The sequence below is a fragment of the Desulfitobacterium nosdiversum genome, from assembly GCF_049860565.1.
Taxonomy (GTDB): Bacteria; Bacillota; Desulfitobacteriia; order Desulfitobacteriales; family Desulfitobacteriaceae; genus Desulfitobacterium_A; species Desulfitobacterium_A nosdiversum.
The window spans coordinates 2,786,061-2,802,386 of the sequence record NZ_CP172056.1; the positions used below are offsets into that span (position 1 = coordinate 2,786,061).

Annotated in this window: 17 protein-coding genes and 1 pseudogene; 16 read left to right on the forward strand and 2 right to left on the reverse strand. The window is 38.7% G+C overall.

The window, feature by feature from the left end; all coding sequences use genetic code 11:
- Window positions 1-90: 90 nt before the first annotated feature.
- From ACHOLT_RS13405 to ACHOLT_RS13440, 8 genes and pseudogenes are all read left to right on the forward strand, one after another.
- Entirely contained in the window at window positions 91-1,164 is a 1,074-nt protein-coding gene (locus ACHOLT_RS13405; protein WP_425801499.1) for an FUSC family protein, read from the forward strand.
- A gap of 92 nt (window positions 1,165-1,256) precedes the next feature.
- Window positions 1,257-1,502 carry a hypothetical protein gene (locus ACHOLT_RS13410; protein ID WP_425801501.1) on the forward strand — a complete coding sequence of 82 codons (246 nt, stop codon included), beginning with the start codon at window positions 1,257-1,259 and terminating at the stop codon, window positions 1,500-1,502.
- A gap of 76 nt (window positions 1,503-1,578) precedes the next feature.
- Window positions 1,579-1,716: a hypothetical protein gene (locus ACHOLT_RS13415; protein ID WP_425801504.1), complete on the forward strand. Its 138-nt coding sequence runs from the start codon at window positions 1,579-1,581 to the stop codon at window positions 1,714-1,716.
- A 186-nt stretch (window positions 1,717-1,902) separates the two neighbouring features.
- Window positions 1,903-3,063: a metallophosphoesterase gene (locus ACHOLT_RS13420; RefSeq protein WP_425801507.1), complete on the forward strand. Its 1,161-nt coding sequence runs from the start codon at window positions 1,903-1,905 to the stop codon at window positions 3,061-3,063.
- Window positions 3,064-3,078: 15 nt separating this feature from the next.
- Window positions 3,079-4,830: an ABC transporter transmembrane domain-containing protein gene (locus ACHOLT_RS13425; RefSeq protein ID WP_425801510.1), complete on the forward strand. Its 1,752-nt coding sequence runs from the start codon at window positions 3,079-3,081 to the stop codon at window positions 4,828-4,830.
- A 4-nt stretch (window positions 4,831-4,834) separates the two neighbouring features.
- Window positions 4,835-6,598 (forward strand): annotated as a pseudogene (locus ACHOLT_RS13430) (ABC transporter ATP-binding protein).
- Window positions 6,599-6,718: 120 nt separating this feature from the next.
- Window positions 6,719-7,546: a DegV family protein gene (locus tag ACHOLT_RS13435; protein ID WP_425801513.1), complete on the forward strand. Its 828-nt coding sequence runs from the start codon at window positions 6,719-6,721 to the stop codon at window positions 7,544-7,546.
- A gap of 119 nt (window positions 7,547-7,665) precedes the next feature.
- Window positions 7,666-7,947 (forward strand): hypothetical protein, encoded by a 282-nt coding sequence (locus ACHOLT_RS13440; RefSeq protein WP_425801516.1) that lies wholly within the window; start codon window positions 7,666-7,668, stop codon window positions 7,945-7,947.
- 56 nt (window positions 7,948-8,003) lie between these two features.
- Here ACHOLT_RS13440 and ACHOLT_RS13445 read toward each other — a convergent pair whose 3' ends face one another.
- Complete coding sequence (locus ACHOLT_RS13445) at window positions 8,004-8,336, reverse strand: hypothetical protein (protein WP_425801519.1); 333 nt, start codon at window positions 8,334-8,336, stop codon at window positions 8,004-8,006.
- A gap of 76 nt (window positions 8,337-8,412) precedes the next feature.
- A complete protein-coding gene (locus ACHOLT_RS13450; RefSeq protein ID WP_425801521.1) occupies window positions 8,413-8,610 on the reverse strand; it encodes a PspC domain-containing protein in 198 nt (65 codons plus the stop codon).
- 140 nt (window positions 8,611-8,750) lie between these two features.
- Between ACHOLT_RS13450 and ACHOLT_RS13455 the strand changes: the two genes are divergently transcribed.
- From ACHOLT_RS13455 to ACHOLT_RS13490, 8 genes are all read left to right on the forward strand, one after another.
- Entirely contained in the window at window positions 8,751-9,239 is a 489-nt protein-coding gene (locus tag ACHOLT_RS13455; protein WP_425801524.1) for a DUF892 family protein, read from the forward strand.
- 173 nt (window positions 9,240-9,412) lie between these two features.
- Complete coding sequence (locus ACHOLT_RS13460) at window positions 9,413-9,934, forward strand: chromate transporter (protein WP_425801526.1); 522 nt, start codon at window positions 9,413-9,415, stop codon at window positions 9,932-9,934.
- A 17-nt stretch (window positions 9,935-9,951) separates the two neighbouring features.
- Complete coding sequence (locus tag ACHOLT_RS13465; protein WP_425801529.1) at window positions 9,952-10,497, forward strand: chromate transporter; 546 nt, start codon at window positions 9,952-9,954, stop codon at window positions 10,495-10,497.
- 108 nt (window positions 10,498-10,605) lie between these two features.
- Entirely contained in the window at window positions 10,606-12,042 is a 1,437-nt protein-coding gene (gene cls, locus ACHOLT_RS13470; RefSeq protein WP_425801531.1) for a cardiolipin synthase, read from the forward strand.
- Between the two features lie 65 nt (window positions 12,043-12,107).
- Window positions 12,108-12,851 carry a phosphate ABC transporter ATP-binding protein gene (locus ACHOLT_RS13475; protein WP_425801533.1) on the forward strand — a complete coding sequence of 248 codons (744 nt, stop codon included), beginning with the start codon at window positions 12,108-12,110 and terminating at the stop codon, window positions 12,849-12,851.
- Complete coding sequence (locus ACHOLT_RS13480) at window positions 12,848-13,603, forward strand: ABC transporter permease (RefSeq protein ID WP_425801536.1); 756 nt, start codon at window positions 12,848-12,850, stop codon at window positions 13,601-13,603. Before ACHOLT_RS13475 ends, ACHOLT_RS13480 begins: the two co-directional genes overlap by 4 nt.
- A gap of 39 nt (window positions 13,604-13,642) precedes the next feature.
- Window positions 13,643-14,524, forward strand: a complete 882-nt coding sequence (locus tag ACHOLT_RS13485) for a patatin-like phospholipase family protein (protein WP_425801539.1) — start codon at window positions 13,643-13,645, stop codon at window positions 14,522-14,524.
- A gap of 275 nt (window positions 14,525-14,799) precedes the next feature.
- The gene (locus ACHOLT_RS13490) at window positions 14,800-16,125 is read left to right on the forward strand and encodes a PhoH family protein (RefSeq protein WP_425801542.1); all 1,326 of its coding nucleotides are present in this window, start codon (window positions 14,800-14,802) and stop codon (window positions 16,123-16,125) included.
- The last annotated feature ends 201 nt before the right edge of the window (window positions 16,126-16,326 follow it).

Genomic DNA, 16,326 nt, shown 5'->3' on the forward strand with positions numbered 1-16,326 from the left:
AGCTCCTTCTTTTTTCTTTTTCATTTGATTTACCTAGCCGAAAATATATGAGGTGTAGTATAATATGGGAAAAATAAAGGGAGCATTAATATGCCGATAGGTGCACGAGTTTTAAAAACGGGTATTGGGGTTACCCTTGCCTTAATTATCTGTCAAGTCCTAAATATCGAATCGGCTTCAAGTTTCGCAGCAATTACGGTAGTTATCAATATGCAGCCTTCCGTAAATAAAACGATGAGAAACGGCTGGACACTTATTAAGATAAATGTTGTCTCTGTTTTAATTGCTACCTTTTTCGGCTTCTTTCATTGGAATAATCCATTTATTATTGGCTTGGCAGTAATTCTAATAATTATGATTGCCAATCATTATGGATGGAAGAAGGTAATTCCTCAGGGCATTGTTTCCATCATTTTTATTATGGATGCACCGGCGGACCAATTTTTAATGCATGCAGCAACGCGTTCATTTAGTATCTTTATTGGTCTGGGCATAGCTTTACTTACAAATCGAATTTTAGTGCCTCCGCGTTATAAAGAAATATTAAACGAGAAGCTGCAATCGCTTTTTGCAGATTCATCTGCGTACTTTTTTCAAAGTATTCATTCCTTTGCAGAGGCAACAGATATGAAAACATATATAAAAACGGATGTTCAAGTCTTAGAGAAGCGTATTGAAGAAATTCTTCAAATTCACGAGCATGCACGTGAGGAATTCGCTGCCGAGGATAATGCTCTTCTCGTCGAAAAAATGATCGAAATATGCCAGGGCTTTCTAGAACGGGGACAAAATATTGAAGAGATGACGCATCAACGACTTAAACGGCGTCTTGCACCTGACTCTCCATTGAAGTCACCCGATGAAATCAGTCCTTCATTTAAACATTTGCTCGATATGCTCCTTTTAGGCAATGATCAATTAGTGAGTTTAACAGCAGAGATTTTCAAAAACCTGAATAAACCTCACTCATCAACACTTCCCCAAACAGACCATCAAGAATACTGGGCTCAATTTAATGAGGCAATGGAGCAATGGCAAAGTGAAGTAAGCGGTGTTTTTTATCTTCGTGCAATGATGGAAGTTGCAGTTGTCACGACAGAAATGCGCTGGGCTTCACGCCGATTAAAACGGATTTATTCAATTGGTAGTTTCACGCAATCCTAACTTTTACTTATAGATTATCTTCTTTTACTTATACTAATCTTATAATCTTATCCAAGCTCAGAAGATTTAAATCTATATTTGGAGGATATACGATGAAACTAAGTGATATTATTCCAAATGGATCGAGCTTTAATGAAGAATACCAATTCCATAATCAAGCGATTACCCTTGTTTTTAGAGAGGGAGATCGTGAAAAAACTATGAGAGCTAATCTCCATTATTATCCATTAAATAAAGAATGGGATCTTAATCCTATATTTTATGAATTTACGGATGAGGAAAAGGAGAAACTCATCCATATGATTTTAGCGAGTGGTAAAGTTGATAGTTATAATTAGCAGCACCGAAATCGAAAATGGATATTTATTTTCCTTAAGGGAATCCTAATTAAACCACAAAAAAGGAGGACCTTTTATGTCTAAACCAAAAGAAAAAAACAGAATCATAGATGTTCAAAAGAAAAAATCAATAGAAGAGTACGATAAAATTCCTCCCTTTGATACTTCCTATAATGATACGCTCGGACAAGCAGATTCAAAAGAGCGCGTTTAGGATATAAAAACGTGATTATTTAAACCTGTTTTAATGAATACTATCCAAGGCCTTGAGCAAAATCTCAAGGCCTTTTTAGTTTGAGTGAAATTTAGTGAATATCACGATATACTGACTAAAGTATGATAATATGTTGGGGATGATCTTAAGGAATGTACTTAAGTAAGGAAGGGGAAAGGGGCTCTATTGTTTAGCTTAGTTATTTTAATCGCTTTCCTAATTTATGGGGGAATAAATTATTGGATTGGGCGATGGGTTTGGCTGGGAATGTTTGAATACCTGCCTAATGCCAAAGCCTGGCGTAAATACTATTGGCTTTTATTCTCCGTAATCGCATTTTCGTATATCCTAGGACAGGCATTTCAAAAATACATACCCGCTAATCTCAATCGTATGATTGCTTATATTGGAGCCTATTGGCTTGGCGCAATGTTCTATCTTGTTTTGATTCTTTTATTGCTTGAGATTTTACGGATAGTTAATAAATTTATAAACTTTATTCCACAAACACTTTTAGGAAAACCAACATTTAACTTTGCCTTAAGTTTCATTATTTTTTTTAGTTTAACGTGTATTTTAGCTTATGGTACTTGGAATGCGCAAAATCCTCGTGTCCATCATTATGATCTTAAAATAAATAAACCGGCTGGTAACATAAAAACTCTGCATGCTGTGATGATTTCCGATATTCATCTTGGGACCATTAACCAAGAGAATACCTTAGTAGGTTTAATCAATCGAGTTAATGCCCTTCACCCGGATGTCATCTTGTTTGCCGGAGATGTTTTTGATGAAAATGTAGAAGTTTTTGTCCAGCAAAAAATGGCTATTCCTTTTCAGTCTTTAAAGGCACCGTATGGAACTTATGCTGTTTTGGGAAATCATGAATATATAGGGGGTCATGCCGAGGAAGCGGTACATTATCTTGATGAGGCTGGTATTCACGTACTGCGGGATCAAACTGTTGAAATAGCGAACAGCATAAATTTGGTGGGGCGTGATGATCTCAGCGGAGCACGTTTCAATGGAATAAAACGTGCGGACCTGCAATCACTTCTTAAAAATGCTGATCGTCAACTCCCAATTCTCGTTCTTGACCACCAGCCTTCGCACTTAGAGGAAGCAGAGAAGGAAGGAGTCGATTTGCAACTTTCCGGACATACACACCATGGTCAGCTTTGGCCTGCACAATGGGTTACACAGTGTATTTTTGAAAAAGACTGGGGTCTGTTGCAAAAAGGTACTTATAATTTGATCGTCTCTGATGGCTATGGAACATGGGGCCCCCCCATTCGGCTGGGTAATCATCCGGAAATTGTAGACCTTCAGCTTCAGTTTCAGCCTTAAAGAAAGGATAGTTTTATGCGTTTGTTTTTAGACCTATTTTGGTTTTTTAAACTTGAAAAGAAGAGTTACCTATTAGGTATTTTATTTCTTGCCATTGTTGCTTTAATCAACCTTTACCAACCTTATGTCGTCCGCAACATTGTTGATAATATCCATGAAAAGACATTAACGATGAAGTCCCTTGGGTTCTGGGTAATCTCCCTCCTGCTGAGCGGCGGCCTTATTTATATATTGCGTTATTTTTGGCGTATTTCAATCTTTGGTTCGGCAATTCGGCTGAGTCGATTGCTGCGCAACAAACTCTTTCATCATTTTACTCAAATGTCGCCTAGCTTTTTTCACAATCATCGGACAGGAGATTTAATGGCCCATGCAACCAATGATATTCAAGCGATCGAAATGACAGCGGGTCAAGGGGTATTCACCTTAGTCGATTCACTGACCACTGGAGGACTCGTTATTTTTTCAATGGCCTATTTTTTGAGTTGGAAACTGACGCTCATTGCCCTTGCGCCCATGCCCATTATGGCTTGGGCGACGAGTCGTTATGGCACACTTCTTCATACCCGTTTTTTCAAGGCTCAGGAAGCATTCAGTGCTTTGAACGACAAAGTCCAGGAAAATATTTCTGGAGTTCGTGTTATTAAAGCTTTTGGACAGGAAGAAGCTGAAATCGACTCTTTACGTACTCTCTCTTCTGAAGTTGTGGCAAAAAATATTGCAGTTGCTAAAGTGGATTCTTTATTTGATCCAACCATAATGGTCATCGTCGGTTTTTCCTTTTTTCTGGCCATAGCGTTTGGGGCGAGAGAGGTTATTCAGAATCGTTTAACTCTTGGAGAGCTTACTCAATTTACCTTATATCTTGGGCAGTTTATTTGGCCGATGCTTGCTTTCGGCTGGCTTTTTAATATCGTCGAAAGAGGCAGAGCCTCTTATGACAGAGTAAAACACTTGCTTGACATTGAACCTGAGGTCAGGAATAGCCAAAGCTCAATGAACGAATCTTTCTTGAACGGGAATTTAACCTATTCCATTTCTTCTTTTTGTTATCCGGGCCAAGCTCATCCTGCTCTCAAAGATATTCAATTCACACTTCTCAAAGGGCAAACTTTGGGTATTGCGGGAAAAACGGGTAGCGGCAAAACAACACTGCTGCGATTACTTATGCGAGAATTTGATGTTTCCGAGGGTATAATTGAGATCGGAGGAATACCGATTACAAGGATTACGCTTTCAGCACTTCGTTCTAAAATAGGGTATGTCCCACAGGAACATTTTCTTTTTTCAACAACAATTGCTGAAAATATTGCGTTAGGAAAACCCACGGCAAGCATGAAAGAAATTGAAGAAGCGGCACAACTTTCGAGTATTGCCGGGGAAATAGAGAATTTTCCCGAAGGCTATGAAACCCCAGTCGGTGATCGGGGTGTAACTCTCTCAGGCGGTCAAAAACAACGCCTGTCCATTGCACGCGCTTTTTTGCTTAACCCTGAAATTCTCGTAATCGATGATTCTTTGTCTGCTGTAGACGCTCAAACGGAGAAGTCCATCCTTCATGCCCTAAAGGCAAATCGATCGGGTAAAACAACCCTTATTTCTGCTCATCGTTTAAGTGCAATTGAACATGCTGACCTCATTCTCATTTTAGATGACGGACGGGTTTCGGAACAAGGAACGCATCAGGCACTTATGGACCGTGACGGCTGGTATGCTCGGAGTTACCGAGCCCAACAATTGGAACTTCAGCTAGAGGAAAGAGGGTAAAGCAGTGGGTACAAGTCAAAGCAAAGTCATTAAACGATTGCTGCTCTATGTAAGACCCCATTCGAAAAAGCTGATCCATGCCTTTATTATTCTCTTTTTTGCAACGGCTGCAGATGTTGCCGGTCCTTTGATCATTCGCGTTTTTATAGATCACTATTTAACACCGCGCATCCTTGAACCTGTTACACTTTTCCTTCTCGGGGCAGGTTATATTGCTCTCTTTGTTCTTTCTTCTGTCCTTCAATACTGTCAGCTAATTTCCTTTAACACAATTGCCTTGGAAATAATTCATCAGATCCGGGTTGAAATCTTCAGCAAGGTGCAATATTTAAGTCTTCGTTATTTTGATCAAACTCCTGCTGGAGTTCTGGTTTCAAAAATTACAAATGATACAGAAGCGATTAAAGAACTTTACTTAAGCGTACTTTCAACCTATGTTCAAAACATTCTCTTTCTCTTTGGAATCTTCGTAGCCATGTTTATTCTTGATTTTCGCTTTGCGATATTTTGTCTGATTTTTATTCCCCTTATCTTGCTTCTGATGGGAATATATCGTACTCTAAGCACTCGGCTCTATCGCATACTTCGTAAGGAACTTGGCCATCTTAATGCTAAACTCAATGAAACACTTCAGGGTATGAGCATTATTCAGGCGATGAATCAGGAAAAACGCTTTCGCGAAGAATTTGGACATATCAATGAACGATATTATCAAGCCGCTTTTTCCAACATTAAATTGGATTCTTTCTTAACGCGGCCGGCAGTTGATATTATCTATACGTTGGCGTTTGCAGCGGTTTTAAGCTATTTTGGTGTTCAATCTCTGGCTGCTGTTGCTGATATTGGTGTTCTCTACGCCTTTATCAATTACTTGGACCGTTTTTTTGAACCTGTCAATACTATGATGATGCGTCTGTCACAGCTGCAGCAATCTGTTATTGCCGCGGAACGCGTCTTCGAATTGCTGGATGAAGAAAACATGGCCTCTAGGGTAAAGGAAATAGAGGGGGTCTCTATGCCTGAAATCAATAAGGGTAAAATCGAGTTCCGTAATGTAAGCTTCTCTTATGATGGAGTAACAGAGGTTTTGAAAAATATATCACTGACAGTTGAACCCGGCCAAACCGTGGCTCTGGTCGGGCATACCGGGAGTGGGAAAAGTACAATATCAAGCCTTTTACTGCGCTTTTATCCGGTATCGAAGGGGGAAATATTAATGGATGGGATTCCCCTCGAAGCTTATTCTGAGTCAGAACTCCGTGAAAAAATTGGCCTTGTTGCTCAAGACCCGTTTCTCTTTGTCGGAAGTGTGAAAGAAAATATCAGAATGAAACGGCCTTAGATAACTTTGGAGCAGGTATGTGAAGCTGCTCGTTTTGTACAGGCAGACGAATTTATCGCGAAAATTCCGGATGGGTATTCTGAAGCGGTAGGGGAGCGCGGAGCTACCTTTTCAAGCGGACAGCGTCAATTACTCTGTTTTGCTCGAACTATAGCCGGGAAACCCAAAATTCTCATTCTTGATGAAGCAACCGCAAGTGTTGATACCGAAACAGAGATAAGTATCCAGACTGTTTTGAAAAAAATGCGGCAAAACCGTACTACTTTAGCAATTGCTCATCGGCTGTCTACGATTCAGGATGCGGACCTGATTTTGGTTCTCAGTCATGGACAAATCGTCGAAAGAGGGACCCATAAACAGCTTATAGAGCAACGTGGACTTTATTATAAAATGTTTCTGCTTCAGCAAAATAGAGGCTCTTCTTGATAAATAAAAAAAGCAAATAGCATATCTAAATGGATCTAAGTTAATGAGTTGCTAGTGAAAGATTTAGGTGCTACCATAAAAGATATCAAATATAGCTGAGTGAAAGAGAGAGACTACTCTATGCTTCATATAATAACAGATAGTTCTGCTGATATACCAACCACTCTAATTGAACACTATAATATCCATGTTGTTCCACTAACACTTCATATTAATGAGCAAGAATATGAAGAAGGAGTGGATATTACTCCTCAGACATTTTATCAGCTGATGTTTGCTTCTCAGGAACTCCCTAAAACTTCTCAACCTGGTCCATTACGTTTTGCAGGAGTATTCAAGCAATTCATAGGAACGGGCAGCACTTTATGTTTCACTGTGTCTTCAAAGCTCAGCGGGTCATATCAATCTGCATGTCTTGGCAAAGAACTTTCCGGAAACGCTCAGGTTACTGTTTTCGATACTCTTGCCGGATCGATTGGACACGGTTTACAGGTTTTGAAGGCAGCTGAAATGGCTATGAATGATATTAGTCTTGATAAAATTACAGCTATACTCACATCATACCGTCAAGAAATGAAATTTTTAATTCTTCTTGATACTTTAGAAAATATTGTCAAGGGAGGTCGCTTAAGCCGTTTTCAGGGTTCTCTTGCGAAATTGCTTAATATTAAAGTCATACTCCATAATGTTGATGGAAATGCTGAAATATTAGAAAAGCTGCGCGGTCATCAACATGCGTTGCAACGACTTATAGAGCTTATAGGAGAGCGCTGTGCTGATTTTTCAGATCGGACAATAGGTATAACTCATGTAGACAATATAAAAGACGCATCTTATCTTGCTGGAGAAATTCAAAAGAGATATCGTCCTAAAAATATTCTAATCAATGAAATGGGTTCTGTGATTGCAACTTATGCGGGCAAAGCCGGGCTTATTGTTGCTTTTTAATTCTATGGTAAGCCAGGAGGGCTTCATGCCATAAGCGCATTTTTACCTCCCTGTAATCATAGTCAGAATACTAGTCTCATACTCTTTAATATAAACACTCTACTAGAAAGTGAGAGGGTATGATGACTAAAGAAGAAGAAATTCTAAATTTTTTAGAGCTGCGGATGTTTGTTCCTATTTTAAAATCCCATGCTGCATCTGATCGCTTAAAAAAAGCCACACGAGGTCTTCGGTTACGACTTAAACAACGAAATGCACAGGAAATGGTGCAATATTTTTGGAATAACGTTGTTGATACACAGGCTAAGCATGCAACCTACGGGCGGATGCTTTATAATGAAAAAATTCCTGATTTTGAAGAAGTCGTCAATGATTTTCGCGTTCGGTTTAAAGAACTCTAGCAATTACAGCTTATTTAAATAAATAAAATTATACAAATTATAACCTCGCTTTTTGATTAAGAAGCGAGGTTTTTTGTTTTAGGCTTAAGCTTAATGCTTACGTAATCTGCCATGGCTTGATTTAATCCGTCAAACTGCGTACTTATCTCCGGCGCATAAAGCCATTGACTTGCAGCAGATTTACGATCGAATTTTTCTAAGAAGTCTTTAAAATTTTCCCCGCTATAAGTTTCACGAAAACCCTGTAAATCAAAATTTGCGATAAAATTGCAATTAAGATTTAAATGATAGTACAAATCTTTATTGATAAGTTCTGAATTCTCTTTATCAACGACTTTTTTGAAGTTTTTTAGTACTTTATTTTGCTTTTCTTCGGATAGATTAAACATTATTTTTCCTCCAAACCAATTAAATACCTTAATAGTTTGGACGGAACCTAAGCTTATTACTCTCTTATGCAAAAACTTATAAGTACTTTTCTTCAGGATTAAGCGGGATAATTATCCAGGCAATAAGGTAAGCCAATAACCCTGCCCCTGCACCAAAAACAGCGATGATTACGGCCAAGCGGATTAACGTTGGATCAATATTAAAATACTCACCTAAACCCGAACAGACACCGCCTAACATCTTATCTCGACTGGATCGATATAATCGTTTCATAATATTCCTCCTTACCGAAATTAAAATCTCTTCATTATAAATACGAAGAATTTATAAGAATGTTTCAGTTTCGGAAAGAAAAATGAATAAATTTGCTTGCTAAGCAAAACACTAAACTATCGAATAGGAGGTGTTTTACTTTGCCATCAATACTCAATCAAAAGGAAAGAATGCTGCTTCAGGATCAGCAGCATCATGAACAATTATGTATCCAGAAATATACGAAATATTCCAATGAAGCACAAGATCCGCAGCTTAAACAACTTTTTCAAACCCATGCTTCTCATGAACAACACCATTTTGATACAATCAGTCAAATTTTAAGCGGACAGGTTCCAAATTTAAATCAACAACAGGGACAAGGACAGCAAAGTCAAAGTTCTCAAATCTATAATACCGGAATAACTCAAAATCAAAATACGAGTTTCAATCAAAATGATGCTTCTCTTGCAAATGACATGCTTACGACTGAGAAATATATTTCAGGAACCTATGATACGACGATCTTCGAAATTCGTGATACAAATATTCGCCAAGTTCTTAATCATATTCAAAAAGAAGAGCAAAAACATGGTGAAGACCTGTATAAGTACATGCAATCTCATGGTATGTATAATACCCCATCCTAAAGCAAGCACTAAAAAAATATCCTATGGATTAAGCAAACAGCTAGGTGATATTCCTAGCTGTTTTTGTATACATCTATTCTCAATCCTATAGTCTCTCTGATATAATAATCTTTGTATGAAACTTCGTTTCAAGATTTACGATAAGGCGGATACGACTGGAGATGCACAGGTAAATGCAGTTATGGGATCTATTTATTGGCTTTTTTAGAGCGAGCAACTTAGCATTTGGCGGAGGCCCAGCGATTATTCCCCTTGTTCAGGCTGAAACCTTATCCCGATATCATTGGTTGACACCTGCACAGTTTTCAGACGGCTTAGCAATATCTACAGCATTGCCTGGACCCATTGCCACTCTTTTAGCCGGCTTTGTTGGCTACCATGTTTCTGGTTGGTTAGGTGTTTTGGTTGCATTATTGGGAACGATTGGCTTAACAACCCTTGTTGTTATCTTCTTAACCAATTTTTTAATGAAACATATGAACTCTCCTATTCTTAAAGGAATGCTCAAAGGTGTACGTCCTGTTGTTACTGTGCTCGTTGCCAAAACAGCTTTTGATATAGGGATGAATACATCCTTTAATATTTATAATATCGTAATTGTAATCTTTACCTTATTTGCACTTTTTAAATTAAAGCTGCATCCTGGTATTATTATACTATTATCAATGGCGTTCGGTATTTTAGTTTTTCGGTAAACGAAGGGGATTTATACATGTCAAAAAATATTTGGGACGTTTTTATTGCTTTTACACGGGCAGCCAATCTTTCGTTCGGAGGCGGACCTGCGACCATACCCTTAATTCAAAATGAGGTAGTATCACGTTATCACTGGATGACGGATGAAGAATTTGCCGATGCTTTGGCCGTAAGCAATTCACTTCCAGGCCCGATTATCACTAAATTGGCAAGTTATGTTGGGTATAGGGTTGCAGGTTGGCTGGGTGTTTTAGCCGGTTTAACTGGGACTATTCTCCCAACATTATTAATCACTGTTTTTTTAGGTGACTTACTTATTCGTTATTCAAATGCTCCGATTTTAAAAGCAGCATTAACGGCTGTTCGGCCAGTGGTTGTAATTCTTATCGCTCAATCCGCTTATGATCTTGGTAAAAAAGCGTTTCCCAAAAATTCTCCTGTTACATGGGGTATCGCTATTGGAGCCCTTGCCTTAATGTTTTTTACCCAAATTCATCCTGGATTTCTTATTTTAATCGCTATGATTATAGGAAACTTTACTTGGGGACAGAAAAGCAAATAAATTATAAGAACGCTATACCGATAGCTGTTAAATGAAGCTATCGATTTTTGCGTATACTACCTCGTAGTCGACTCTTAATTGAGATTGAACTGAGGGAGTGGATTTAATTTGACTTATATTTTATTGATTATAATATTGCCGGCTTTAAGCATTTTATTAGCACAGCTGATTATCATGATAGAGAGCAGAAAGCCAAACATGCTGGTATCTTGGTTAGCTCTTTTTGCACTATGGCCATTTTTGAGCGGCATAATGTATTTTATTTTGGGTTATTCAGGACATAAAGGCCGCCTTTTTAAAAACAAGCACCAACCGCATAGCCCGTTAAATCAAATCCTTCAAAAACAAGAGAAATTGCTCAAAAAGAAGAATATTTTCTTTGACGATTATTCCGAAATAAGCAAGCGATTATCTTATTTAACGTTGCAAAGTGCCAAGGCACCTTTATCTCAATATAATTCCATCCGCGTTTTAACAAACGGCCAACAGAAATTTGATTCTCTATTTGAGGATTTGAAAAAGGCTAAGGATCATATTCACCTTGAATATTATATATTTCGCGATGACGAGCTTGGAAATGCACTTATTAATCTGTTAATAAGTAAAGTAAAATCCGGATTACAGGTACGCGTTATACTTGACGCTCTTGGATGTCACACTTTATCGAAAGCCTTTATTCAAAAAATGCGCAATGCAGGAATTGACGTTTATTTGTTTTTCCCATTTATATTTCCTCAGCTATTTAAAACCATAAATTTTCGAAATCATCGTAAACTAGTCGTGATTGATGGGAAAGTCGGGTATCTTGGCGGGCTAAATATAGGAAATGAATATATATCCAAGGATCCCAAGCTTGGTTTTTGGCGAGATACTCACCTGCGTCTCGAAGGAGAAAGTGTACATAAGATGCAGGCAACATTCCTAAATGATTGGTATTTCTTAACACAACAAGAACTATATGATCGCCGTTTTTATCCTCAGCCTGAAGTTTCGGAGGAAATACTGACTCAAATTCTTGCGGGAGGCCCAGATTCTTTGCGGGAACCCATAAAAGAATTATTTTTTACACTTGTGGCGACTGCACAAAGAGAAATCTTTTTAACAACACCTTATTTTATACCGGATGAGAGTATGGTGATGGCACTCAAATCTGCTGCCCTCAGCGGCTTGAGGGTCGTTATTCTTGTTCAGGGTAAACCTGACCATCGACTTCCATATCTTGCTTCTGCTGCCTATTTCGAGGAACTTTTAAAATCTGGTGTTGAAATTTACCGTTATCAGAAAGGAATACTTCATAGTAAAGTCCTTATCATAGATCAACAAGTAAGCATTGTCGGTTCAGCAAACTTTGATATCCGCAGTTTCCAGATCGATTTTGAGCTGAGCGCTCTGATTTATAGCTCGGAAATAGCTGAACGTTTATATGAAGATTTTTTACAGGATTTAAAGGACAGTAAAATTATCGATTACACGGAATTTAGCCAACGAAGTCTTTGGCAGCGAATGAAAGAGGCAAACGCAGCTTTGCTCGCTCCTATGCTTTGATATGGTATAATAATGAAAATAAACAATATGTGCTGATACGATAAAGTTTATGGAAGGAACTTAATATGAGCGATAAAGTAAAGATAAAGGTCGAGAACATATCCCTATTACTCGAAGAAAACGAAAACACACAGAAGATATTAGATAATGTAAGTCTCAAGATTCACGAGGGTCAGGTTCATGCTTTACTTGGGCCGTCCGGAAGCGGAAAGAGCACATTGCTTTATACCTTGAACCGTTTACGTCAAATTAACGAAGGAAATATTTATATCGATAACATAGAAACGCGTTCTCTCAATATTCTTGAAATGCGTCGCCGTGTGGGATTAGTAATGCAAAAAGCAATATTCTTTCCGGGAACGGTTTGTGATAATATTCTCTACGGTCCTCGCTTAATTAAGGAAGAACTTCCAGATCCAAATCATTACCTTCAATTCGTTGGTTTAAGCTCTGATTTCGGAAACCGTGATCCTAATACATTATCAGGGGGGCAGCAACAAAGAGTTTCTATTGCTCGCGCTCTTGCGAATCATCCTGAAGTTCTTTTGCTTGATGAACCAACATCGGCTCTTGACGCACAAGCATGTGAACATTTAGAAGAAGTTGTAACGAACCTTTGTAAGGAACAAAGACTTACAGTAGTTTGGGTTACTCATGATCTGCATCAAGCTCAACGCGTAGCAGAAAATGTAACTCTTCTTTATCAAGGAAAGGTGCAGGAAAACGGAAAAGCAGCTGACTTCTTTGAGCATCCGTTAACTCCTGAGGGAAGGGCTTACTTAGAAGGCCGATTGGGGGGAGTGGAATGACTTATTTATCTTTAGGGTTTTCTTTGGGGTTTGTCGGACTGGCGGCGATTATTTCACGTTATCAGGAACTAGGATTAGAAAAGGATCTCGCAGTCGGAGTGATCCGATCCATTATTCAACTTACAATTGTCGGCTATATCTTATCTTATGTTTTTGCCGCTCATTCCTGGTTATTTATTCTCCTTATGCTTACTCTGATGATTGGAGTAGCAGCGCGTAACGCGGCGAAAAGAGGTAAAGGAATTCCCAACGCTCAAAGGATTGTCTTAATAGGGATAACCGTGAGTGAAGCTGTGACACTCTTATTGCTGCTTTTTTTAAGAATTATTCCGGTAACAGCACAATACATTATTCCTCTAAGCGGAATGATTGTAGGGAATAGCATGGTTGCAGCAGGTGTAACATTAAATCGTTTAAGCAATGAATTTAAGCTAAGAAGGGCAGAGATAGAATTAGCTCTTTCGCTTGGAGCAACGCCTAAAAAGGCAGCTTTGCCAGTTATCCAATCGGCTATCAAAGCAGGGATGATTCCTACAGTGGATTCCATGAAGACCGTGGGTCTGGTGCAGCTTCCCGGAATGATGACCGGGCAAATTTTAGCAGGCGCAGATCCGATCCAGGCTGTCCGTTATCAAATCTTAGTCATGTTTATGATTTCCGGGGCATCTGCGATTGCCAGTTTAATTGTTGTATTATTGGGTTATACACGATATTTTACATCAAATGCTCAACTCGTGATTCAAGATTATTAACCAATACATTAATAATTTATGGATAAAAGGTGATATCATATGAAAACCTTAATAAATTCATTTCCTTCCTCTTCAATAGGACTTGTCCTTGAAGGAGGAGGGATGAGAGGGCTTTATACTGCCGGAGTACTCGATTTTTTTCTCGAACAAGATTTGCATTTCCCTTATGTAATAGGAGTATCTGCTGGAGCCTGTCATGCAGCCTCCTATATATCACGTCAAAAAGGCCGAAATCGTAAAGTAAATATAGGCTATATTCGTGATCCTCGATACATAAGTTACCACAACTTGCTAAAAACAAAGAGCCTCTTTGGAATGGATTTTGTCTTTAATGAAATTCCCAAACATCTTGAACCCTTTGATTTTGAAACCTTTTATCGCTCCAAACAAAAATATCTTATAGGTACCACAGATTGCCTGACAGGTCACCCAATGTATTTTGAAAAATCAGAGTGTGATCCTGACCAAATATTAAAAGTTCTGATGGCTTCCAGCAGCCTTCCTTTTATCTCCCCCACAGTTGATGTCAAGGACTCCTCCTTACTTGATGGAGGAATTGTTGACCCGATTCCTATTCTAAAGTCCATGCAAGATGGTAATTCGAAAAACGTGATTATCCTAACCCGGAACAAGGATTACCGCAAAAAGCCCTTTAACCATCAATGGATTGCCCGCCGCTTTTATTCTCGGTATCCTGAACTCGTTCAAGCTCTCTTAAAACGACACGAAATATATAATTCTTCATTGGAACAGATAGAAAGCATGGAAAAGCTTAATCAAGTCTTAGTATTACGTCCTTCCGAGCCTTTAAAGGTGGACCGTTTGGAAAGGAATCCTGAAAAGTTAACCCATCTATATTCCCTTGGTTACTTTGATGCTCAAGCCTCTCTGGAGCAAATTCAAAAATATATCCAAGAATAACTGTACTGAATGAAGCCGTCCTCAAAGGGCGGTTATTTGTTTATAGTATCAGTATAAAATTTTTATCGGTAGATAGTATAAGTGCAACTAAGGCTTTCACCTGCGCGAAGCTAACAAGTGTGAAGACAGTGTCATCGGGTGAAAGCCAAGTTTTCTTTATTTTTTTCCGGGGAATAGTTAAGCTTGTCTTATGAATATGAATAAGCAAGTACAGAAGGAAGGGAAGAACCCGCCATGCTTAGATCGTAAAACTGAAGAAGAGGGGTGTTCCTATTTTGCAGAAGGTCTTTGTTCTTGATTCCAGCGTTTTGCTTCATGATCCTGACGCAATATTTCAATTTGAAGATAACGAGATAGTTATTCCCTACGCAGTTCTTGAAGAACTTGAAAGCAAGAAACGTTTAGCGGATAACGTAGGCAGGTCAGCACGTGAAATAATACGGCATCTTGACAGTATTCGGCATAATGGCTCGTTAGCAAAAGGGGTAAAATTAGACAACGGCGGAATATTAAGAATTGAGCTCAATCATGCCTCTGATGAAGCTCTTCCGCTTTTTTATGATTTTACTCTCGCTGATAATCGAATACTAACTGTATCAGCTAATCTAACCCGGGAGGAAAAAAGACCTGTCATATTAGTAACTAAGGATATTGCCATGAGGATTAAAGCCGATGCTCTAGGTGTCAAAACCCAGGATTATACAAAAGACAAGGTCGTTTTCCCAGCGCTGGCCGATGAAATAATTTCTTTAACATTAAGAGACGAAGAGGTGAACTTACTTTATCGTTTGGGGAAAATTATAGCGCCAGCTCCTTTACCTGCAAACGCCTGCGTTAAGGGGATTATTTCTGAAAACCATATCTTGCCTCTAATCAGCTCGACCACCGGCTTCGAGCTTTATTATCAGCCTCCAGGTAAAATTGGTACCTGGGATATATCACCAAAGAACATTGAACAAACCTGGGCTTTGCAAATTTTAAATAATCCCTCGATCAGTCTCGTCAACCTAATGGGTCCAGCGGGTACGGGAAAAACTTTGCTGGCCTTGGCCAGTGGCTTAGAACAGACGATTCACTCAGAAATTTATTCCCGCCTTCTTTGTGCACGCCCGATAGTTCCCTTTGGTAAAGATATCGGTTACTTGCCGGGGGAAAAGGAGGATAAAGTTAGGCCCTATATGCAGCCAATTTATGATAACTTGGAACTTTTGCTTAGACCTAAAAAAGAAAAAGACCGTGATAAAAATTCGGATTCCATAGTGGATAGTGCAATAGATTTATTAAAGAAAAAACACCAGCTGGAAATCGAAGTCTTAACCTATATCCGTGGACGCAGTATTCCAAATCAATTTTTAATTATCGATGAATCGCAAAATTTATCTGTACACGAGATCAAAACCATCATTACGCGAGCAGGAGATGGAACTAAAATTGTTCTTTGCGGCGATCCGGATCAAATCGACCATCCTTACTTGGATAAGGAGAGCAATGGGATCGCGCATTTAACCTCGCGCTTAAAAGGTAAACATTTTTATGGGCAAGTACGTCTAACAAAAGGAGAGAGAAGTGAATTGGCAAGCTTTGCTGCAGACTTATTATAGCTAACTTAAATAGAACTATATCAAATAAATACAAGCGTCCTCCTTTTACTTTGACAGTGAAAGAAGGACGCTTGTACTGCTGTGTCACTTTAGATTTGAAGAATTTAGTTTTTGCATATCTTGTTATTTATTTTAACGATCGTTTATAGAATAGTTTGCTATAACACATACTAGGGCTGAATTTTAATTTTCCAAAAGAGG

Excerpts from the sequence above, each read along its gene's own strand:
- ACHOLT_RS13405 (WP_425801499.1), top strand. The coding sequence starts at position 91 with ATGCCGATAGGTGCACGAGTTTTAAAAACGGGTATTGGGGTTACCCTT.
- ACHOLT_RS13410 (WP_425801501.1), top strand. The coding sequence starts at position 1,257 with ATGAAACTAAGTGATATTATTCCAAATGGATCGAGCTTTAATGAAGAA.
- ACHOLT_RS13415 (WP_425801504.1), top strand. The coding sequence starts at position 1,579 with ATGTCTAAACCAAAAGAAAAAAACAGAATCATAGATGTTCAAAAGAAA.
- ACHOLT_RS13425 (WP_425801510.1), top strand. The coding sequence starts at position 3,079 with ATGCGTTTGTTTTTAGACCTATTTTGGTTTTTTAAACTTGAAAAGAAG.
- ACHOLT_RS13435 (WP_425801513.1), top strand. The coding sequence starts at position 6,719 with ATGCTTCATATAATAACAGATAGTTCTGCTGATATACCAACCACTCTA.
- ACHOLT_RS13440 (WP_425801516.1), top strand. The coding sequence starts at position 7,666 with ATGATGACTAAAGAAGAAGAAATTCTAAATTTTTTAGAGCTGCGGATG.
- ACHOLT_RS13445 (WP_425801519.1), bottom strand. The coding sequence starts at position 8,336 with ATGTTTAATCTATCCGAAGAAAAGCAAAATAAAGTACTAAAAAACTTC.
- ACHOLT_RS13450 (WP_425801521.1), bottom strand. The coding sequence starts at position 8,610 with ATGAAACGATTATATCGATCCAGTCGAGATAAGATGTTAGGCGGTGTC.
- ACHOLT_RS13460 (WP_425801526.1), top strand. The coding sequence starts at position 9,413 with ATGCAGTTATGGGATCTATTTATTGGCTTTTTTAGAGCGAGCAACTTA.
- ACHOLT_RS13465 (WP_425801529.1), top strand. The coding sequence starts at position 9,952 with ATGTCAAAAAATATTTGGGACGTTTTTATTGCTTTTACACGGGCAGCC.
- ACHOLT_RS13475 (WP_425801533.1), top strand. The coding sequence starts at position 12,108 with ATGAGCGATAAAGTAAAGATAAAGGTCGAGAACATATCCCTATTACTC.
- ACHOLT_RS13480 (WP_425801536.1), top strand. The coding sequence starts at position 12,848 with ATGACTTATTTATCTTTAGGGTTTTCTTTGGGGTTTGTCGGACTGGCG.
- ACHOLT_RS13485 (WP_425801539.1), top strand. The coding sequence starts at position 13,643 with ATGAAAACCTTAATAAATTCATTTCCTTCCTCTTCAATAGGACTTGTC.